Origin of the sequence: Rhizobium sp. SYY.PMSO, assembly GCF_046840415.1 — a bacterium.
Taxonomy (GTDB): Bacteria; Pseudomonadota; Alphaproteobacteria; order Rhizobiales; family Rhizobiaceae; genus Rhizobium.
Window position 1 is genome coordinate 124,114 of record NZ_CP177349.1, and the last position, 18,710, is coordinate 142,823.

An 18,710-nucleotide genomic window follows, 5' to 3' on the forward strand; every position below is an offset into this window, starting at 1 on the left:
CGATTTAAGGGCTTATGCGTGCCCCATGCGGGCGTTGTTGTTTTTTCTGGAGTACAGGTAAGGACATGGCTTCTCCGAAACACTTTCTCGACCTCTCGGCCGTCGCGACCGCGGATCTGCGCAACATCATCGATGATGCGATCGTGCGAAAGAAGGCGCTGAAGGCCGGCACGGCCGACAAGCCGCTGGCCGGCAAGATGCTGGCGATGATCTTCGAGAAACCCTCCACCCGTACCCGCGTTTCCTTCGATGTCGGCATGCGCCAGCTCGGCGGCGAGACGCTGTTCCTTTCCGGAACCGAGATGCAGCTCGGCCGCGCCGAGACGATCGGCGACACGGCAAAAGTGCTGTCGCGCTATGTCGATGCGATCATGATCCGCACGACGGATCACTCCCGCCTGCTGGAACTGGCGGAGCATGCCACCGTTCCGGTCATCAATGCCCTGACCGACGACACGCATCCCTGCCAGATCATGGCCGATATCATGACCTTCGAAGAGCATCGCGGCCCGATCAAGGGCAAGACGATCGCCTGGACCGGCGACGGCAACAACGTGCTGCATTCGCTGGTGGAAGGCGCCGCCCGCTTCGGCTATCGCATGAATATGGCCGTACCCCTTGGTTCCGAGCCCAAGGATCACTATCTGAACTGGGCCCGCAACGAGGGCGCCGAAATCATGCTCACGCATGATGCAGACCGTGCGGTCGCCGGCGTCGATTGCGTGGTAACCGATACCTGGGTTTCCATGAATCAGGAGCACCGGGCACGCGGTCACAACGTCTTCCAGCCCTATCAGGTCAACAAGGCTTTGATGGCACAGGCCGGCAAAGACGCGTTGTTCATGCATTGCCTGCCCGCCCATCGCGGGGAGGAGGTGACGGACGAGGTGATCGACGGTCCGCAATCCGTTGTCTTCGATGAGGCGGAAAACCGCCTTCATGCGCAAAAGTCGATTCTTGCTTGGTGCCTGGGCGCGATCTGAGGATATGATGCCGCGTCGCAAGGGCGCGGGCGCAGTAGGAGTAAAGCAATGGCAGAAAATGCCGCCTCGCTGGGTCAGTTCGATTTTGCCGGTGACGATCACGTCGTCCCCTTCCAGGTGGAAGGTCTCGATGTGCGTGGCCGCGCCGTGCAGCTCGGTCCGCTGCTGGATGCCATTCTTGCCCGGCATGATTATCCGGCGCCGGTCGCGCGCCTTCTGGCGGAGGCGATCGTCCTGACCGTGCTTCTCGGCACATCGCTGAAGTTCGAAGGCAAGTTCACCGTACAGACGAAGGGCGACGGTCCGGTCGATCTTCTGGTCGCCGACTTCTCGACACCGGAAAATGTCCGCGCCTATGCCCGCTTCGATGAAGAGGCGCTGGCAAAGGCCATGGCCGAAGGCAGGACCGAGCCGGAGCAGCTGCTGGGCAAGGGCGTGCTGGCCTTCACCATCGATCAGGGCCGTTTCACGCAACCCTACCAGGGCATCGTTGCGCTCGACGGCGCTTCGCTCGAGGAAATCGCCGGCACCTATTTCCGCCAGTCGGAACAGATCCCGACGCGCGTGCGTCTGGGCGCCGCAGAGCTTTTCGATCGCGATGCGGATGGCAAGCCGCGTCACCGCTGGCGGGCAGGCGGCCTGATAGCGCAGTTCCTGCCGGAGGCCCCCGAGCGCATGCGTCAGCCGGATCTGCACGGCGGCGACGGCGATACCGGCGTGCGCGCCCATGTCGAGGACGACGCCTGGGCGGAAGCGCGCAGCCTTGTGGAAACCATCGATGCCGATGAGCTGACGGACCCGCAGGTCGGCACCGAGCGCCTTCTCTATCGCCTCTTCCACGAGCGCGGCGTGCGCGTCTACGAGCCGAAGGCCGTCTACGATCGCTGTTCGTGCTCGCGGGACAAGCTGAAGGGCGTCCTGAAGGGCTTTACGGCCGAGGAGATCGAGGCGAGCCAGGACAATGGCGAGATTACCGTGACCTGCGAGTTCTGCTCGACGACCTATCGCTTCGAAGTGTCCGAGATAGAAGCGGCCTGACGTTGCCGGTTGCGGCGCCGGCTCAGTTCAGCGTGCGCAGCAGGTTGGGCGTGTCCAGCGAAAAGGCGGGGATCTTGACATGGAAGAGTTCCCCGTCGTCCGTTTCCATCTGGTAATGGCCGAACATCATGCCTGACGGCGTGTCCAGCGGGCAGCCCGAGGAATATTCGTAAGTATCGCCGGGCTTCAGATGCGGCTGCTCGCCGACGACGCCGGGGCCCGTGACTTCGTCCACCATGCCGTTCATGTCGGTGATATGCCAGTAGCGCATCACCAGCCTGACGGCTTTCTCGGAGTGGTTGGAGATGACGATGCGATACCCCCAGACATACCGATCGTCGTCCGGATCGGATTGCTCCTCCAGATAAAACGGCTCGACGACAACCTCGATGTCGCGTGTTAGGGCGCGATACATGCCTGATACCTTGCCATTGCACCGAAACGTTGCGTGCTCCTTCAAGCATCAGCGTTGTTTCAATATTTTCAAGTCTGCGGCATATTATCCGCTTTCCACCGCTCCCGCAAAGTGCGGGATATCTAGCGGTATCCTATACCCGATCCGTTCCGTCAAGGAACGGCGTGATGAAATCTCGCCTATGACGAGAGAAACCTCGTCAACTTCAGCTATTACGGCTGATGAAAAAGGTTAGTGGTCTTTCCCCTGAAGTATCTCATTCCTTTTGTCATTTAGTCTTGTTTGCCGTAATGCCAGACGGACAATCCCGTTGCGCACGGATACGCTTCCCGCAACTGCGGGTGCACTTGTATTTTGCGCGTGAATCCGCCGATATCCGTCAAAACATCAGGATCCTATAATACTCGATCCTGTCTTATGTTCCGCGGGCAAGCGGCTGCGCGAGATTTTCCGACGAGCGAATTTCGGTTATCATCTGATTCTGGCACGGCCCGCGCCTCCCCCCTCCATATGGGAAAGCATATTTCATGCGGGGCTATCGATAGCCGAACCGACTGTTCGAGTGAGAAGCATAAGGAGGGATTGCGGTCACCGCTCGCAATAGGAGGTTTATATGAGGCTTTCCGCCCCCGTTTATCATTTGAAACGCAAGGCGAGGCTGTTGTCCCGCCAGCAGAATATACCGTTGCATGCCGCGCTGGATCGCATCGCGGCCGGCGAGGGTTTCGAAGGATGGAGCTTGCTTGCGGCCAGGACAGGCGCAGCCATTCCCGTCGGCGAACTGTATTCGCGGTTGAAGCCGGGCGATCTGGTGCTAATCGGCGCCCGGCCCGGCCATGGCAAGACGCTGATGAGCTTGAGGCTTGCCGTCGAGGCCATGAGGTCTGGCAACCGCGGCGTTCTCTTTACGCTGGAAGATACGGAAAGGATGGTGCACGACCGCTTCCGGGTCATCGGTGCCGATCATGCCGAGTTTGCCGCATTGTTCGATTTCGACAGTTCGGATGCCATCAGTGCCGACTATATCGTGGAAAAGCTGGCCGCAGTACCGCGCGGCACGCTCGCCGTGGTCGATTATCTGCAGCTGCTCGATCAGAAGCGGGAAAAGCCGGAGCTGATGACCCAGATCCGGACGCTGAGGACGTTCGCGCGCGAAAGGGGCGTGATCGTCGTGTTCATCTCGCAGATCGATCGGTCATACGATCCGGCGCTGAAGCCCTTGCCCGGTATTGAGGATATTCGTCTGCCCAATCCGCTGGATTTGGCGCTGTTCGACAAGATGGTCTTCCTGAACAACGGCCGGGTTCAATTCACGGCCGCGAGCTGACGGGCGGCCATGCCCCGGCAAACCTGCCCGGCGAGGGCAGATCGAACCGCCCGGAAAACAAATCCGGGCGGTTCGAGCGATGTCGGCAAGAGTCCGGAATCGCGTAAAAACAAAGGGATAAGAGCGCTTCATCGATTCCGTGAAACGAGGAACCGCTTTAGGCGGAAACCTGCTCCAGGGCGCGGGCGAAATCCTCGACCAGATCCTGGCTGTCCTCGATGCCGGCCGAGAAGCGCACGGTGCCCGGCGAAATGCCGAGCTCGGCGCGGGCCTCGTCGGTGAGGTTCTTGTGCGTCGTGGTGGCCGGGTGGGTGATCAGGCTCTTGGAGTCGCCGAGATTGTTGGAGATCTTGACGATTTCCAGCGCGTTCTGCAGCTTGAAGGCGGCTTCCTTGCCGCCCTTGAGCTCGAAAGCGACCAGGGTCGAGCCGCCGCTCATCTGCTTGGCGATGATATCGGCCTGCGGATGGTCCTTGCGGCCGGGATAGATCACGCGGGCGACCTTGTTGGTCTGCTCGGCGAGGAAATCTGCAACCTTTGCCGCATTCTCCGTCTGCTGCTTGACCCGCAACGGCAGCGTCTCGATGCCCTTCAGCAGCGTCCAGGCGGTAAACGGCGACATGGCCGGGCCGGTATGGCGGTAATAGTCCTGCAGATGTTCGTCCACCCACTGCTTGTCGGAGAGGATGACGCCGCCGAGCGAGCGGCCTTGGCCGTCGATATGCTTGGTGGCGGAATAGACGACGATATGGGCGCCGAGTTCCAGCGGCTTCTGGAAGAGCGGCGTGGCAAAGACGTTATCGACCACGACCTTCGCGCCGATCTGGTTGGCGAGCCTGGCGACGGCGGCGATATCGACCACTTCCAGCGTCGGGTTGGTCGGGCTTTCGAGGAAGAAGACCTTGGTGTTCGGGCGGATTGCCTTTTCCCAGTTCTCGGTGAAACGGCCGTCGACCAGCGTGCATTCGATGCCGTATTTCGGCGCGAGCGTCTCGACCACCCAGCGGCAGGAGCCGAAGAGCGCGCGGGCCGCGACGATATGATCGCCGGCCTTCAGCTGGCAGAGGATGGCGGCCGCAACGGCGGCCATGCCGGAAGCGGTGGCGCGGGCTTCTTCGGCGCCTTCCAGCGCACACATGCGCTTCTCGAACATATCGTTGGTCGGGCTGCCGTAACGGGCGTAGATGAAACCGTCCGTCTCGCCCTTGAAGCGGGCTTCGGCCGCTTCCGAGGTGTCGTAGACGAAGCCCTGGGTCAGATAGATTGCTTCGGAGGTTTCGCCGAATTGCGAACGGAGCGTTCCGCCGTGAATGAGCTGGGTTGCGGGGCGCCAGGTCTTGCTCATGCCATCACCACTTTCAAAACAAAAAAACCGGTCGCGTAAGCAGACCGGTTCAACCCCGGTCTTTTTAGCCATTTGTTTAACGTGGCTGCAAGCCGACCGGCCAAATCACCACGGGATAAGTTGCAATACTGCCGTTGACCGCTTGCGTCAATTCCCCGAGTTTGGTTTTGTCTGCGACAAATTACTGCCCGCGTATCCATGCGGATGCGCAAGGGGCGCGGTAGCATTTTTGAATCGGAGCGTAACCCGGCAGCCTGTTCTCGACTTGCCGGTTTATGCGCTGGGGAAGAGGCATGATGGCTCGCAATACTGGAATTTTGGCCGATCGCGCCATCGCGGCGCTCTTTGAAACAGGGCGGCTGACGAGCGAAAGAGAGCTGGATGTCGATCAGATCCAGCCGGCAAGCCTCGACCTGCGGCTCGGTTCGCATGCCTTCCGCGTCCGCGCCAGCTTCATGCCGGGGCCGTCCCATCTCGTATCCGACAAGCTCGACCGGCTGAAGCTGCATGTCGTCGATCTTTCCGAAGGCGCGGTGCTGGAGACCGGGTGCGTCTATATCGTACCGCTGATGGAGCGGCTGGACCTGCCTGAGGACATGTCGGCATCCGCCAATCCGAAGAGCTCGACCGGCCGTCTCGATATCTTCACCCGCGTCATCACCGACCGGGCGCAGGAGTTCGACAAGATTCCGGCCGGCTATTCCGGCCCGCTCTATCTCGAAATCAGCCCGCGCACCTTCCCCATCGTCGTGCGTCGCGGTTCGCGCCTGTCGCAGATCCGCTTCCGCGTCGGCCAGGCCCTGCTCACCGAGCCGGAATTGCTGGCGCTGCATGAGAGCGAGACGCTGGTCGCCAGCAAGAAGCCGAACATCACCGGCGGCGGCATCGCATTGTCGATCGACCTTGCCGGCGACAAGGAAGGGCTGATCGGCTATCGCGGCAAGCATCACACGGCCGTCGTCGATGTCGACAAGAAGGCCCAGCACGATATCTTCGATTTCTGGGAGCCGCTCTACAGCCGCGGCCGCACCGAGCTGATCCTCGATCCGGATGAATTCTACATTCTCGTTTCGCGCGAAGCCGTGCATGTGCCGCCGCATTTTGCCGCCGAAATGACGCCGTTCGATCCGCTGGTCGGCGAGTTCCGCGTCCACTATGCCGGCTTCTTCGATCCGGGCTTCGGTCATGCGCCTGCGGGCGGGCGCGGCAGCCGCGCCGTACTCGAAGTGCGCAGCCACGAGGTGCCCTTCATCCTCGAAGACGGCCAGATCGTCGGCCGCCTGATCTACGAACACATGCTGGAGCAGCCGAGCAGCCTCTACGGCTCCGGCCTCGGCTCGAACTACCAGGCGCAGGGCCTGAAGCTCTCGAAGCATTTCCGGCTTTGAACCGACCCGGCCTTGACAGAGGCCGTCAACTGGTGGACATCTCTCGGTGTCGCGCGGGTGTAGCTCAATGGTAGAGCAGCAGCTTCCCAAGCTGAATACGAGGGTTCGATTCCCTTCACCCGCTCCAGCATCTTCACGTCAGAAACGGTCTTTTCGACTTCAGCGTTTCCATCAGCGCTTCGCCGAACGTCGCAATCGGACGGGCGAGGCGTCCGGCCGGCGGGCGATGCACGAGCCAGTTGACCACTTTCGGGCGGAAATCCGGAGCCTCGACAATTTCGATGGCATTGCGCCAGCGGCTGTCCTCCAGCGCTGCCGGCGTCATGACGCCGATGCCGAGGCCGCGCGCGACCAGTGACAAGCGCAGATCCGCGCTCATGGCCTCGACCCCGACGTCGAAGGGAAGGCGCTCGGCTTCGAAGCGATGCTGAATGAAGGCCCGGAAGCCGCAGCCGTTCTGGTTCATGATCCAGGGGAAGCGCGAGAGATCTTCGAGCCGGGGCTTCTCGGGAACGCCGAGCGACGGGGCGGCGACGAGAATGACGCTATGGACACCCAGCACATCGCCGACGACATTCTCCGGCGGCCGTACGCCTTCCGCCAGGCAGACCGTTGCCGCATCGAGCTGGCTGTGGGCAACCTGCTCGATGAGCTGTGGCGACCAGCCGGTGGCGATGCGCAGCGTCAATTGCGGAAACTGGCCGCGCAGCTGATCGAGCGGGGCCGACAGGGCCGCCTCTGAGAGATACGGCATGATGCCGAGACGGAACTCGCCGCCGATCGTGCCCCCGGGCGAAACGCCGGCCTTGAGATCGTCGAGCGAGCGCAGGACGCGGCGACCGTGTTCATAAGCCTCGCGTCCGGCTGCCGTCGGCTTCAACGGTTTCGACTGCCGGTCGAGCAGGGTAATGCCGAGGGTATCCTCGAGATTCTGTATGCGCCGGGTGATGCCTGGCTGCGTCAGATGGATGCGCGCTGAGGCGGCAACGATCGAACCCGTTTCGACCACCGCCACGAAAGCTTCCAGATCATGGATATTCATGCCGATCTCGCATAATCATTATTATTTCATTTCAATTGTCGCATTATGCAGCAAAGCGATAAACATGGCCATCGATATTACCAGAAATTATTGGAGGGCCCATGTCCCAAGTTCCCGAATATCTGGCGGGCGAGCCGGAAGGCGAATTGCCCGTGGCCGCATCCCCGCCTTCGACGTTGCTGTTTGCCGTCGCCACCGGCGTCATCGTCATGAATCTCTTCGCGCCGCAGACGCTGGTGGGCATCATCGGCCCATCGCTCGGCTTTTCCGAGAGTGGCGCGGGGCTGGTCGCCATGGCTTCGCTGCTCGGCTATGCCGCGGGCCTGTTCTTCCTCGTGCCGCTGGCGGATCTGGTGGAAAACCGGCAGCTGGTGCTGCGCATGCTGCTGTCGGCTCTGGCGATGGCTGTCGCTGCCGTTTTCGCGCCGACGGGGTGGAGCCTGCTGATCTTTCTCTTTCTGCTCGGGGCGGCGTGTTCGGCCATCCAGATTCTCTTGCCGATCGCGGCGGCGATGGCCCCGCCGGAGCATCGCGGCCGGACCATCGGCAATGTCATGAGCGGCTTGATGGTCGGCATTCTCGTATCGCGCCCGCTGGCAAGCCTCTTTGCCGGTCTCTGGGGATGGCGGAGCTTTTATGTCGCGAGTGCCGCCACGCTTGCGCTCCTGGCGACAGCGCTGGCCATGCGTCTGCCCGAGCGGCGTCCTTTAGCCGCTGCAAGCTACGGAGCCTTGATCGGCTCGCTCTTTCGATTGCTGCGGCAAGAGCCCGTGCTGCGGCTGCGCGCCTTCACCGCCGCCCTGATGATGGCGAGCTTCAGCCTCTTCTGGACCTCCGTCGCTCTGCGGCTGTCGCAGCCGCCATTCTCCCTCGGCCAATCCGGCATCGCATTGTTTGCGCTTGTGGGCGCCGGGGGCGCCGCCGCGACGTCTGTCTTCGGCCGCATGGGCGACCGGGGCTGGACGCAGCAGGCGACGCTGGTCTCGCATCTGATCGTGCTTGCGGCCATGGCCTTGGCCGCCTGGACCGGGGCGGCACGCTCCGGCGGTTCTGCGGCCCTTTTGATCCTCCTGGGCGCCGGCGCCGTCATGCTCGACGTCGGCGTGACCGGCGACCAGACCCTGGGACGCAGAGCCGTCAATCTGCTGAAACCGGAGGCGCGTGGCCGCATCAACGGCCTTTTGTCGGCATCTTCTTTCTCGGCGGCGCGCTGGGCTCGGCGCTTGCAGGGCCTGCCTGGGATTTTGGCGGCTGGATTGCCGTCTGCGCCGCCGCCGCAGGCTTCGGCGTGGTGGCATTGATCGCGGATATCGCCGCGCGTAAGTGAGCCATGAGAGGGATCGGGCCATATTGTGGCCCATTTCCGCACGCGATGTTTCGACTCATTCAGGCGGGTGCCAGACAAGCATGACAAAATGGGCGCCCTCGATAGGAGCGTTCGAATGCGCGTTATACCGTCATTGTACAGGCTACGAGCGATCTTCGTGCATGGCGTGCTCACGATAGCCCGAGGCGCAAGAATTCCATTGGGAACGAGGATCATCTGGAAACGCGGCAGCATCCGCATCGGTGAAAAGGTCCGTTTTCGCAAGGGCGTCGTCCTCCATGCGCAAAAAGGCAGCATTTCCATCGGCGATCATGTGTCGTTCAACGAATACACGATCCTCTTGGGCCGTGGCGGCATCTCCATCGGCAACGACGTGCGCATCGCCGCTCACGCGATGATCGTCTCCTTCGATCATAATTTCGACGATGTTTCCCAGCCGATCCGCCTTCAGGGCGTGACGGAGAAGCCGATCGTCATCGAAGACGATGTCTGGATCGGCGCGGGAGCGAAGATCCTCGGCGGCTCCCACGTCGCCAAGGGATGCGTCATCGGCGCGAACGCCGTCGTCAAGGGAAGGACCGAGCCCTATGGCATCTATGTCGGTGCCCCGGCACGACTGCTGAAGCGGCGCGGAGAGGCGGATGGCGCCAGATCGCGAAATGTCGGGTTGTTCGCCCTTTCGAAAAAGTAGCCGATCAGCGCAATCTCACCCGGGCAATCAAGCTCCATCGAATTGTGTCGCGGGCGGCCTTTTTGTCCGGTGCTGCCTGTTTTCTAGAATTCCGTCCAGTCCGCGTCCTTGCCGTTTGGTGCTGCCGTCTGCCTGGCGCCGAATGCGCTCATCAGCTTCTGGCCGAGCGCACGGGCCGGGGAGGGAGCCGGGCGCACCCTGGCTTCATCCACCGCCCGGATGCGCGCAGCGACGACCGGACGTGACGCGGCGCGCGCAATGGGTTGCGAAGCGGTGGCCGTGGCCGCAGGCTGCCGGAAGGCCTCCCCGCTGGCGGTGCGGAACTGGGCGAGCAGGTTTGCCAGCGAAGCCGCCTCCGTCGCCAGGCCATGGCTCGCGGCGGTGCTTTCCTCGACCATGGCGGCGTTTTGCTGCGTGCCGTGATCCATGGTGTTGACGGCCGTATTGATCTCCTGCAGGCCGGCCGACTGCTCGCGGGAGGCCTCGGCGATGGCATGCACATGCCGGTTGATCTCCTGCACGCCCGAAACGATGGCATCGAGCGCCTTGCCGGTCTCTCCGACAAGGCTGACGCCGGTACGCACATGCGTTTCGGAGGTGGCGATCAGCGCCTTGATTTCCCTGGCCGCATTGGCGGAGCGCTGGGCAAGTTCGCGAACCTCCTGCGCGACGACGGCAAAGCCCTTGCCGGCTTCGCCTGCGCGAGCCGCTTCGACACCCGCGTTCAGGGCCAGAAGGTTGGTCTGGAAGGCGATGTCGTCGATCACGCCGATGATCTGGCTGATCTCGCTCGAGGATTTTTCGATCTGCTGCATGGCGCCGATCGCGTTGCGGACGATCTCGCCGGATCGCTCCGCGCCGGTGCGCGTATGGGCAACCAGCTGGCTTGCTTCCTGTGCGCGCTTGGCGGCATCCTTGACCGTGGTGGTGATCTGCTCAAGCGCCGCGGCGGTTTCCTCGACGGAAGCGGCCTGTTGCTCGGTGCGCTTGGAAAGCTCGTCGGCTGCGCTGCGGATTTCGTCGGCGCCGGCGCTGATGGCGCGGGCATTGGAGCCGGCGGCCTGCATTGTCCCGTTGAGCTTGTCGAGCGAGTTGTTGAAGTCCTGCCGCAACTGGTCGAGATGCTCCACGAGTTGTGTGTCGATGCGCGTCACGAGATCGCCCTCCGCAAGGCGCTTCAAGCCATCGCCGAGCGCCTGGACCGCCTGCTGCAGATGGGCCGCCTCTGCAGCCTGCCGCGCCTCGCGCTGGGCTCGCTCGCTGTCGCTGAGCGTCCGGTCCGCTTCGGCCTGCGCCTCCAGACGCGCCCGCTCGACGGCATTGTCGCGGAAGACCGCAACGGCGGCTGCCATCTGGCCGATTTCGTCCCGGCGTTCGCGACCGTCGATTTCGCTTGCCGTGTCTCCGCTCGCAAGCGTCGTCATGCGCCGATGCAGCCGCATCAGCGGCGTGGCGATGCTCTTCTGCGCGACATACAGGCCGAGGACGATGGCGAGCAGCGTCATGCCTGCGAGAGCGATCAGCGTGTAGTTCACGGAGCTGTTGAGATCGGCCGAAAGGGCATCGGCGCCATCGTTCATGCGGTTCGTCAACGCGTCGTCATTGGCCTGCATGTTCGCGACAAGCGTCAGCAGCCTGGTGTTGACCAGGGCCATGGTCGCCTTGGCGCCGTCGGCATCGCCGTTCTTGCGCTGGTCGAGGGTCTTGTTCGTCAGGGCCTGCAATTCGTCGAGGCCGGCAAGGATATCGTCGATCGGCTGCTTTGCGGAGGGAACGAGACTTTCGGCATGCGTCAGCCTCTGCCTCGCCTCGGCGAAATGGTCGCTGCCGGCGGCAACCGCCCTGTATGCATCGCTACCGGGATCGAAATTCAGCAGCAGGCTTGCCTGCAGCACGGAAGCGAGCGAGGCCGCGCTTGCGCGCGCGGCTTCCGACGCCGCAACCGCTTCCCTGTCGAGGAAGGCGCTGTAGGACCGATCCGCCTTGCGGAATTCGCCGGCGATCTGCAACAGGCCGACGAAGGAAATGACGCCGAGAAACAGGATCACGGCAAGCATTTTTGTTTTGATTTTCAGGTTCCTGAACATGGCGGTCCGCCTGCGTGTGCCGTGCCCTATCCAGGATGAAATCAACAGCTCGCCCGCCTGTTATGGACCGGGAGAGCACATTGCCTGATATGCGCGGGTGAAGCCGAGTTTACGAAATACCTTGCCGAAAGGTTCGGACGACCTGCATCATGCGATCCGCCTTCCAGCCGATGTCGTCGATGCCATGAGTACAATCAACAGAGCTTAATCGACTGCTAACGCCGGCGCCTGCGAATGGTGAATTCCCATGAATTTTGAAGATCTTTCAACGCCGCGCAACCGCCCGCTGCGCGCGGTATCCGCCACTCATCCTGCAGGCGCGGCGGCCATCATTCCGGCGCGCGATATTCCCCCCGCGGCATGACTCTGTTACATCGTGTCAGTGAATCAGGAATGTGCATCCACGACAGGAGGCCGGATCAAGACCATGCGTGTTTGCCTTTCGTCGCCGATCTCCATCGCCCGGCTTGTGACGTGCGCGGCGCTGATCGCCATCTCGTCTGTCATGCCGCTCGCTGCCCAGCAGGCCAAGCCGTCGAACCTGCCGATCCTGTTCGATGCGCGCGAGCGCTTGCCGAAACCCGACCTGTCCTCGCTTGTTCGGCTGCGGTTCCTGACCTCGATCGATTTCCCGCCCTTCAATTTCCTCGATCAGAACGGCAAGCTCGCGGGCTTCCATGTCGAGCTTGCGCGCAAGATCTGCGACGAGCTGGCAATCGCGGACAAATGCCAGATCCAGGCCTTGCCCTTCGGCGAGTTGCAGGCTGCGCTCGCAGCCTCGCAGGGCGATGCGGTGATCGCCGGTGTCGCGGTCACGCCCGAACTGCGCAAGACCTTCGCTTTCTCGCGTCCGTTCCTGATGTTGCCGGCCCGTTTCGTGCGCAATCTCAAGGCGCCGATCGGCGGTACGACCGCCGCCTCATTGGCGGGCCGCTCCGTCGGCGTCGTCAAGGGCACGGTGCACGAGGCGATGCTGGCCTCCTTCTTCCCGGCGATCAAGCCGGTGCCGTTCGATGACAAGGATGCGCTGCTGGCGGCGGTCAAGGATGGTAAGGTCGACGCGGCCTTTGCCGATGGCTTGCAGCTTTCCTTCTGGGTTTCGTCGCCGGCGGCGGAAAAATGCTGCGCTCTGTTCGACGGTCCCTATCTCTCGCAGCAGTTCCTTGGAGAGGGTATGACCATCATGCTGCGCCGGCAGGATGCCGATCTGACGGCCGCGATCAACCATGCCCTCGCGACCCTTTCGCGCGACGGCAGGCTGCAGGAAATCTATCTGCGCTACTTCCCTTACGGGCTCTACTGATCAGGCCTTGCGATAGCGGGCGATCGCGCTGCGCTCGATGGCGGCGCAGGTCAGCTTGTCCAGGCCGAGACGGTCGCGAAGCAGGCTGAGCAGGCGCAGCTCCTCCGCCTTCACCGAGAGGTCGGCGGAAGCGACTTCGACGGCAAGCGCATAGGCCGTATCATAAAGCCGCGCGGGAAGCGTATCGCGCACGGTTTCCAGCACGATATCGAGCCCCTCGCTGCCGGCCAGAAGCTTGGCGCAATCCCGGGAAACGGAAATCAGCTTCTCGTCGTCGAAGCCCTTGAAAACGGGCAGGACGTGGATGAGCTCTCCGATCCGGCTAAGTTCCCGGTCGTTCATCGTGCGATCGACGGCCGATGCCAGGACCATGACGTAGATCAGGGCCTCGTGAGCAGAAAGCGGCTTGTTCATGACAGGCGAAGTCCTCTGAGTTTGGCAGACTGAAAAGTTGCGCGTCTCATGGCAAAAGCTGGTGGCGGAAGCAAGGCGTCAGATCGGGTTGAGCGGATCTTCCTTGGGCAGGGGCGGCGCGAGCGTCGACTTTCCGTTTCGGCGCGGGTCGTCGCCGTACATGCCGCGCTTTTTCTGCCTGGCCTCGTCCACAAGCGATGCAAGCGGCGAGCCGGGTTCCGGATCGGCCCAGCCGAAACGGACGAGCCAGGCGCTGAGATCGACGCGGACATAGCGGCAGGCTCCCGTCACCGTGCCCTTCCAATTGGCGTCCGGCACGTCGCAATCGATCGAGCGCCCGCGCAGATACATGCGGAACGCGGTGCGCGCGGCCTGGCCGCATGGCCAGCTCTTGCCGCTGGGGCCGGTGCACATGCGGTCGACATCGGTCGGAATGACGCCGATGAGCCGGACGCTCCTGCCGGCGAGGGTCAACAGGCCGGCTTGGTCGGCGAAGGGGCGGACCAGCTCTATCGTTGTCGTCTGCTCCTGCGGCCCGGATGCCGGATCGGCCGAGGCTCCCTCGGAACCTGCGGGGGGTTGAGCCGCGGGCTGCGGCGGAAGGGTCTGATGCGCGGCGGCCGCCATCTCCCTGTCGATCTGGTCGGCCGGTATCCGGTTGTCCGGCACCGGATCGCTCTTGGCCTGGTCGACGGGGGCGGTTTCCGGCGGGGCGGCTGCGACCTTGTCCGACGTGGTTTCGTCTGGCTGTGACGCCGGGGCAGAGGCGGTGTCCGTGCCCTTCGCCGTGTCGGCCGTCTCCGCCTTTTCCGGTTTCGTCGCTGCATCGCTCGCGCGCGCCGGATCGGTGGGAACCTTGTCGTCCTGCGGCGCTGCCGGCCCGGTAGCCGCCAGCTTGCTTTCCTCTGGCTTGGCGCCGTCGGCACGCGGCGTCCCGGCGGCATCGTCGCCCGCCGGTGCGGGCGTTGCCGCGGCCGGCTGCGTTGCCTTGTCGGGCTGGGCCGTTTCAGGGGGGGGCGCTGCCTCCATGGCCTTTTGCGGCGTCGAATCGGCCTTGGGGGCCTCGCTCGGCGCGGCTGCGGCGGGCTTGCCCTCGGCCACCGTGTCGCTCTTGCCCCGGCCGGGCAGGCTGAAACCATGCCCGCCGAACTGGACCGCGACGAGGGTCAACCAGGAACCGGCGATCGCACCTGCCACGCCTGCAAGCCAGATATCACGACGCATAACGAGAAAACTTTCCTATTGGCTGGCCCATATGATCCGGGCAATCCATTCCACTTCCATCAGGTCGAAGCTGCGGTTTGGGTGCTCAGGGTTGAGCGACAGCAGTTCTATCGACTTCGGGCTCTGCCGCAGCAGGACCTTGGCCATGACTTCGCCTTCGCGGGTCTTCACCACCACACGGTCGTTCTTTCTGATCTGGGCACCCGGCTCGACGATCAGAATATCGCCGTCTCGATAGAGCGGCAACATGCTTTCGCCCTGCACCTCGAGCGCATAGACCCCGGCCCCTTGCCCGGCCGCGACCGGAAACTCCACCACGTCCCAGCCCTGGCCCGCGGGAAATCCGCCGTCGTCGAAAAAGCCACCCGCGCCCGCCTGGGCAAAGCCGATCAGGGGAATGGAGTGTCCGGCCGGAGAAGTTTCATGAAACGCCCCGGGGGGCGGCAATTCTCCGGGTCGGATGAAGCTGAGGAATTGCTCCAGGCTGGCTCCCGTCGCATCCAGGACCTTGGCGATCGATTCCGTCGAGGGCCAGCGCAGGCGTCCATCCTGACTCAGCCGCTTCGACTTGTTGAAAGACGTGGCGTCAAGCCCGGCGCGGCGTGCGAGGCCGGAGGGTGTCAGTGCATGCCGCTCGGCAAGCCTGTCGATCGCCCCCCATATCTGCTCGTGTGACAGCATCGCCGCTCGGTATCCACGCGCCGGCTCGCCCGGCGCTCAATTCTTTCAAAAACGTTAACCGAGGCGTTTTGGCGAGTAAAGACCGGCATAGGAATGCGGTCCTTTATCCCCTTGCTTTCGTCTCGCAATCTGCCGTCCTCAGGTCTTCTGCGGCAACGGCTTGGCCTGCGGCTCCTCGTTCTGGAATTCCTTCGCCATGCCCATGAAGCCGCGCATGAATTTCTGCATGATGCCGAGCGTCCGGTCGACATCGGCATCGCTGGGCAGGTCCGATCCCTTGTTCGCGGCGACGGTCTTTTCCAGTTTCGTCACACGGTCGGCCAACCGGTCCAGCTCGTCGTCATAGGCGCTGCGTTCGTCGGCGGCCATGCGGCAGACGAGATTGCCGCCCTGGTCCTGGCATATGGACATGGCACCCGTCTGCCGGTTGAGACGGATGAAATGATCGCCGCTGCGCTCCAGCTGGAAACGCGCCGTATCCTGTTCGGCCGCCGTAGCCGGCAGGGATAGAAGAAGAGCGGCGGGCATGAACATGGCTGCAAGGCCGGTTTTCAGTTCCTTCGTCATGTCATCCTCCGGATTTTCTGCGTTAAACCCCAAATCCATCACGGAAACCGTGGACATCGGCCGATGTTTTCGTGCAAAGCCCTATCAGGACAGCTCTACATGGGGATGATGACTGCCATGCCAGTGGTTTACAAGATCGTGCCGGACGCGCTCTGGCAGCAAGCCAGACAAACCGGCGTTTTTCATGGCGCGGCGATCGATCTGACCGACGGCTACATTCATTTCTCCACCGCGAAACAGGCAAGGAAAACCGCAGAGCTCTATTTCGCTGGCCAGACCGGCCTGCTGCTGGTAGCGGCCGATGGCGATGCGCTCGGCGACAAGCTGGTCTTCGAACCCTCGCGCGGCGGCGATCTCTTCCCGCATCTCTACGCGCCGCTGCCGCTTTCGGCCGTGCTGTGGGAAAAGCCCCTGCCGGTCGGCGACGATGGCGCCCATGTTTTTCCGGAGATGGCGGAATGATCGGCGCCTTTCGCGATCTCGGCCGGCGCGGCCTGTTTCTCTTCGATCCGGAAACCGCGCACGGCATGTCGATATCGGCGCTGAAATCGGGCCTTGTGCCGGCTTGCCGCGTCAACGCCGATCCCCGTCTGCGCCAGACCGTGGCCGGCCTCGATTTTGCCAATCCCGTCGGCATGGCGGCCGGCTACGACAAGAATGCCGAGGTGCCGGAGGCGCTACTGAAGCTCGGCTTCGGCTTCACCGAGATCGGCACGGTGACGCCGAAGGCGCAGCCCGGCAATCCGCGCCCGCGCATTTTCCGCCTGGTGGAGGACGAAGGCGTCATCAACCGTCTCGGCTTCAACAATGAGGGCCACGAGGCGGCGTTGCAGCGCCTCAAGTCGATCCGCGGTAACGGCATCATCGGCGTCAACATCGGCGCCAACAAGGACAGCGCCGACCGCATCGCCGATTACGTCGCGGGCATTCGCCGATTCTATTCCGTGGCGCGCTATTTCACCGCCAACATCTCCTCGCCGAATACGCCGGGCCTGCGTGACCTGCAGGCCCGGGAAAGCCTTTCGGCCCTGCTGTCCGCCGTGCTTGCCGCGCGTGACGAGGAAGCGACGAGGGCCGGCAAGCGCATTCCCGTCTTCCTCAAGATCGCTCCGGATCTGACCGAGGAGGGCATGGACGATATCGCCGCCGAGGCCTTGTCGCACGCGCTTGACGGTCTGATCGTTTCCAACACCACGCTTTCGCGCGATGGGCTGAAGGACCAGCGGCAAGCGAAGGAGGCTGGCGGCCTTTCCGGCAAGCCGGTCTTCGAAAAGTCGACTGTCGTGCTGGCGAAGATGCGCCGTCGCGTGGGTGCCACGCTGCCGATCATCGGCGTCGGCGGTGTGTCGTCGGCGGAAACGGCGCTGGAAAAGATCAAGGCCGGCGCCGATCTGGTGCAGCTCTATTCCTGCATGGTCTACGAAGGGCCGGGATTGCCGGGCCGGGTCGTGACCGGCCTGTCGAAGCTGCTTGACCGCGATCGTGCCGGCTCGATCCGCGACCTGCGCGATGCCAGGCTGGACTACTGGGCGAACCGGAACGTCTGATCGGCCCGCTTCTTCAGCCCAATCGCCAGGAAGATGCCGCGAAACAGCAGGAATGCGTTCATGGCCATCCAAAGGCCGTGATTGCCGAGCGTCGGCACGAGGGCGGCAAGCGCTATCAGATAACCGCCGAAGGAGAGCAGCATCTTGTTGCGCATCTCGCGCGACCATGTGGCGCCGATGAAGACCCCATCCATCAGGAAGGCGAGCGCGCCGGTCAGGCCCGTGATCGCTGCCCAGGGCAGGTAGGTTCCGGCTGCGGCGCGTACTTCTTGCGAGGTCGTCAGCAGGCGGATCAGCGCCGGACCGACGGTGAAGAAGAAGACGGCGGCGGCAAGCGCCAGCCCGAAGGACCAAAGCCCGGTCAGCTTCAGTCCGCGTTCGAAAGCGGGTCGATAGTTGGCGCCGATCGAGCGGCCGGTGATCTGTTCGGCGGCGTTCGCCAGCCCGTCGAGATAGTAGCCCGACAAGAGGAAGAAGTTCATCAGCACGGCATTGGCGGCAAGGGTCACCGAACCGAAGCTGTTGCCGATGCGCGTCATCAGCGTGAAGGCTGCGATCAGAACGAAGGTGCGGATCAATATATCCCGGTTGAGCGCGAAAAGCTGGGCGAGCTTGGCACGCGAGAACAACTCGCCGCGGACGGGCCTTTCCTCCCCTGCGAAGCTGCGCAGCACGATCGTCAATCCCAGCAGCGTGCCGCTCGTTTCGCCGATCAGCGTGCCCCAGGCAACGCCGGCCACACCCCAGCCAAGACAGAGGCCGAGAAGGATGGCGAGAGCGATGTTGACGCCATTGATGACGGTCTGCAGCAGCAGTCCGATGCGGCCCTGGCCACGGCCGAGCACGAAACCGAGCAGCGCATAATTGGCAAGCGCCATCGGGCCGGAAAGCATGCGGATGGAGAAATAGGTGCGCGTCGCGTCGGCAATGCCGCCCTGCGGCCCCATCAGCTTGATGCCGAGCCAGAGCAGGATGGGCGACAGCATCACGAGCAGGCCGCCGCTGGCGAGCGCCGAGATCAGCGCCCGCCAGAAGACCGCCTGCTGCTCACGGCGATCGTGGCGGCCGTAGGCTTGTGCGGTAAGGCCCGTCGTGGAAGCGCGCAGGAAGTTGAAGCTCGCGAAGATGAGGTCGAACAGCACCGCGCCGATCGCCAGTCCGGCCAGCGCGTCCGGCTGGCCGAGATGGCCGACGACCGCCGTATCGGCGAGGCCGAGCAGCGGCGTCGTCATGAAGCCGAGCGTCATCGGAAGCGCGATCGACAGCACGAGCCGATGCGTCACGTCGAAGGGCAGAACCCTCCCGCTCCCTTGCTGGACATCCATGTTACG

General features: G+C 63.2%; 17 protein-coding genes, 1 tRNA gene, 1 pseudogene and 1 riboswitch. Of the genes and pseudogenes, 10 read left to right on the forward strand and 9 right to left on the reverse strand.

The window, feature by feature from the left end; translation table 11 throughout:
* Positions 1-65: 65 nt before the first annotated feature.
* The gene (gene argF, locus ACJJVH_RS00625; RefSeq protein WP_112802932.1) at positions 66-983 is read left to right on the forward strand and encodes an ornithine carbamoyltransferase; all 918 of its coding nucleotides are present in this window, start codon (positions 66-68) and stop codon (positions 981-983) included.
* Between the two features lie 48 nt (positions 984-1,031).
* Entirely contained in the window at positions 1,032-2,021 is a 990-nt protein-coding gene (locus ACJJVH_RS00630; protein WP_112802930.1) for an Hsp33 family molecular chaperone, read from the forward strand.
* 22 nt (positions 2,022-2,043) lie between these two features.
* Here ACJJVH_RS00630 and apaG read toward each other — a convergent pair whose 3' ends face one another.
* A complete protein-coding gene (gene apaG / locus ACJJVH_RS00635) occupies positions 2,044-2,436 on the reverse strand; it encodes a Co2+/Mg2+ efflux protein ApaG (RefSeq protein ID WP_112802929.1) in 393 nt (130 codons plus the stop codon).
* 613 nt (positions 2,437-3,049) lie between these two features.
* Here apaG and ACJJVH_RS00640 point away from each other — a divergent pair.
* Positions 3,050-3,763 carry a DNA helicase gene (locus ACJJVH_RS00640; protein ID WP_113371963.1) on the forward strand — a complete coding sequence of 238 codons (714 nt, stop codon included), beginning with the start codon at positions 3,050-3,052 and terminating at the stop codon, positions 3,761-3,763.
* 157 nt (positions 3,764-3,920) lie between these two features.
* Here the strand turns inward: ACJJVH_RS00640 and ACJJVH_RS00645 are convergent, their stop codons facing one another.
* Complete coding sequence (locus ACJJVH_RS00645; RefSeq protein WP_112802925.1) at positions 3,921-5,108, reverse strand: O-succinylhomoserine sulfhydrylase; 1,188 nt, start codon at positions 5,106-5,108, stop codon at positions 3,921-3,923.
* Between the two features lie 43 nt (positions 5,109-5,151).
* A riboswitch (SAM riboswitch) is annotated at positions 5,152-5,230 on the reverse strand.
* A gap of 171 nt (positions 5,231-5,401) precedes the next feature.
* Between ACJJVH_RS00645 and ACJJVH_RS00650 the strand changes: the two genes are divergently transcribed.
* Together ACJJVH_RS00650 and ACJJVH_RS00655 are read left to right on the forward strand one after the other, a co-directional pair.
* The gene (locus tag ACJJVH_RS00650; protein ID WP_162704056.1) at positions 5,402-6,496 is read left to right on the forward strand and encodes a 2'-deoxycytidine 5'-triphosphate deaminase; all 1,095 of its coding nucleotides are present in this window, start codon (positions 5,402-5,404) and stop codon (positions 6,494-6,496) included.
* A gap of 53 nt (positions 6,497-6,549) precedes the next feature.
* A tRNA-Gly gene (locus ACJJVH_RS00655) sits at positions 6,550-6,623 on the forward strand.
* A gap of 6 nt (positions 6,624-6,629) precedes the next feature.
* On the opposite strand, the gene ACJJVH_RS00660 is transcribed toward ACJJVH_RS00655, so the two are convergent.
* The gene (locus tag ACJJVH_RS00660) at positions 6,630-7,538 is read right to left on the reverse strand and encodes a LysR family transcriptional regulator (protein WP_113423234.1); all 909 of its coding nucleotides are present in this window, start codon (positions 7,536-7,538) and stop codon (positions 6,630-6,632) included.
* Between the two features lie 101 nt (positions 7,539-7,639).
* Here ACJJVH_RS00660 and ACJJVH_RS00665 point away from each other — a divergent pair.
* Positions 7,640-8,865: pseudogene (locus ACJJVH_RS00665) on the forward strand (MFS transporter).
* Positions 8,866-8,980: 115 nt separating this feature from the next.
* A complete protein-coding gene (locus tag ACJJVH_RS00670; protein ID WP_412064536.1) occupies positions 8,981-9,556 on the forward strand; it encodes an acyltransferase in 576 nt (191 codons plus the stop codon).
* A gap of 83 nt (positions 9,557-9,639) precedes the next feature.
* Here the strand turns inward: ACJJVH_RS00670 and ACJJVH_RS00675 are convergent, their stop codons facing one another.
* Complete coding sequence (locus ACJJVH_RS00675; RefSeq protein ID WP_412064537.1) at positions 9,640-11,643, reverse strand: methyl-accepting chemotaxis protein; 2,004 nt, start codon at positions 11,641-11,643, stop codon at positions 9,640-9,642.
* A gap of 505 nt (positions 11,644-12,148) precedes the next feature.
* Between ACJJVH_RS00675 and ACJJVH_RS00680 the strand changes: the two genes are divergently transcribed.
* On the forward strand, positions 12,149-12,946 hold the full coding sequence (locus ACJJVH_RS00680) for a transporter substrate-binding domain-containing protein (protein ID WP_412065199.1): 798 nt from the start codon (positions 12,149-12,151) through the stop codon (positions 12,944-12,946).
* On the opposite strand, the gene ACJJVH_RS00685 is transcribed toward ACJJVH_RS00680, so the two are convergent.
* From ACJJVH_RS00685 to ACJJVH_RS00700, 4 genes are all read right to left on the reverse strand, one after another.
* A complete protein-coding gene (locus ACJJVH_RS00685) occupies positions 12,947-13,360 on the reverse strand; it encodes a tellurite resistance TerB family protein (protein WP_112802915.1) in 414 nt (137 codons plus the stop codon).
* A gap of 78 nt (positions 13,361-13,438) precedes the next feature.
* Positions 13,439-14,584: a hypothetical protein gene (locus ACJJVH_RS00690; protein ID WP_412064538.1), complete on the reverse strand. Its 1,146-nt coding sequence runs from the start codon at positions 14,582-14,584 to the stop codon at positions 13,439-13,441.
* A gap of 15 nt (positions 14,585-14,599) precedes the next feature.
* Entirely contained in the window at positions 14,600-15,265 is a 666-nt protein-coding gene (locus ACJJVH_RS00695) for a helix-turn-helix transcriptional regulator (protein ID WP_412064539.1), read from the reverse strand.
* A gap of 138 nt (positions 15,266-15,403) precedes the next feature.
* A complete protein-coding gene (locus ACJJVH_RS00700; RefSeq protein ID WP_412064540.1) occupies positions 15,404-15,832 on the reverse strand; it encodes a hypothetical protein in 429 nt (142 codons plus the stop codon).
* A 105-nt stretch (positions 15,833-15,937) separates the two neighbouring features.
* Between ACJJVH_RS00700 and ACJJVH_RS00705 the strand changes: the two genes are divergently transcribed.
* Entirely contained in the window at positions 15,938-16,294 is a 357-nt protein-coding gene (locus tag ACJJVH_RS00705) for a DUF952 domain-containing protein (protein WP_112802910.1), read from the forward strand.
* On the forward strand, positions 16,291-17,379 hold the full coding sequence (locus tag ACJJVH_RS00710; RefSeq protein ID WP_412064541.1) for a quinone-dependent dihydroorotate dehydrogenase: 1,089 nt from the start codon (positions 16,291-16,293) through the stop codon (positions 17,377-17,379). Before ACJJVH_RS00705 ends, ACJJVH_RS00710 begins: the two co-directional genes overlap by 4 nt.
* On the opposite strand, the gene ACJJVH_RS00715 is transcribed toward ACJJVH_RS00710, so the two are convergent.
* Positions 17,355-18,704, reverse strand: coding sequence for an MATE family efflux transporter (locus tag ACJJVH_RS00715; RefSeq protein ID WP_412064542.1), 1,350 nt, complete (start codon positions 18,702-18,704; stop codon positions 17,355-17,357). The genes ACJJVH_RS00710 and ACJJVH_RS00715 overlap by 25 nt on opposite strands.
* Positions 18,705-18,710 lie beyond the last annotated feature (6 nt).

Bases quoted from the DNA above. Each gene is read 5' to 3' on its own strand.
- apaG (WP_112802929.1), bottom strand. From the start codon at position 2,436: ATGTATCGCGCCCTAACACGCGACATCGAGGTTGTCGTCGAGCCGTTT.
- ACJJVH_RS00680 (WP_412065199.1), top strand. From the start codon at position 12,149: ATGCCGCTCGCTGCCCAGCAGGCCAAGCCGTCGAACCTGCCGATCCTG.
- ACJJVH_RS00705 (WP_112802910.1), top strand. From the start codon at position 15,938: ATGATGACTGCCATGCCAGTGGTTTACAAGATCGTGCCGGACGCGCTC.
- ACJJVH_RS00715 (WP_412064542.1), bottom strand. From the start codon at position 18,704: ATGGATGTCCAGCAAGGGAGCGGGAGGGTTCTGCCCTTCGACGTGACG.
- ACJJVH_RS00710 (WP_412064541.1), top strand. From the start codon at position 16,291: ATGATCGGCGCCTTTCGCGATCTCGGCCGGCGCGGCCTGTTTCTCTTC.
- ACJJVH_RS00690 (WP_412064538.1), bottom strand. From the start codon at position 14,584: ATGCGTCGTGATATCTGGCTTGCAGGCGTGGCAGGTGCGATCGCCGGT.
- ACJJVH_RS00645 (WP_112802925.1), bottom strand. From the start codon at position 5,108: ATGAGCAAGACCTGGCGCCCCGCAACCCAGCTCATTCACGGCGGAACG.
- ACJJVH_RS00650 (WP_162704056.1), top strand. From the start codon at position 5,402: ATGATGGCTCGCAATACTGGAATTTTGGCCGATCGCGCCATCGCGGCG.
- ACJJVH_RS00685 (WP_112802915.1), bottom strand. From the start codon at position 13,360: ATGAACAAGCCGCTTTCTGCTCACGAGGCCCTGATCTACGTCATGGTC.
- ACJJVH_RS00640 (WP_113371963.1), top strand. From the start codon at position 3,050: ATGAGGCTTTCCGCCCCCGTTTATCATTTGAAACGCAAGGCGAGGCTG.
- ACJJVH_RS00700 (WP_412064540.1), bottom strand. From the start codon at position 15,832: ATGACGAAGGAACTGAAAACCGGCCTTGCAGCCATGTTCATGCCCGCC.
- ACJJVH_RS00660 (WP_113423234.1), bottom strand. From the start codon at position 7,538: ATGAATATCCATGATCTGGAAGCTTTCGTGGCGGTGGTCGAAACGGGT.
- ACJJVH_RS00630 (WP_112802930.1), top strand. From the start codon at position 1,032: ATGGCAGAAAATGCCGCCTCGCTGGGTCAGTTCGATTTTGCCGGTGAC.
- argF (WP_112802932.1), top strand. From the start codon at position 66: ATGGCTTCTCCGAAACACTTTCTCGACCTCTCGGCCGTCGCGACCGCG.
- ACJJVH_RS00670 (WP_412064536.1), top strand. From the start codon at position 8,981: ATGCGCGTTATACCGTCATTGTACAGGCTACGAGCGATCTTCGTGCAT.
- ACJJVH_RS00675 (WP_412064537.1), bottom strand. From the start codon at position 11,643: ATGTTCAGGAACCTGAAAATCAAAACAAAAATGCTTGCCGTGATCCTG.
- ACJJVH_RS00695 (WP_412064539.1), bottom strand. From the start codon at position 15,265: ATGCTGTCACACGAGCAGATATGGGGGGCGATCGACAGGCTTGCCGAG.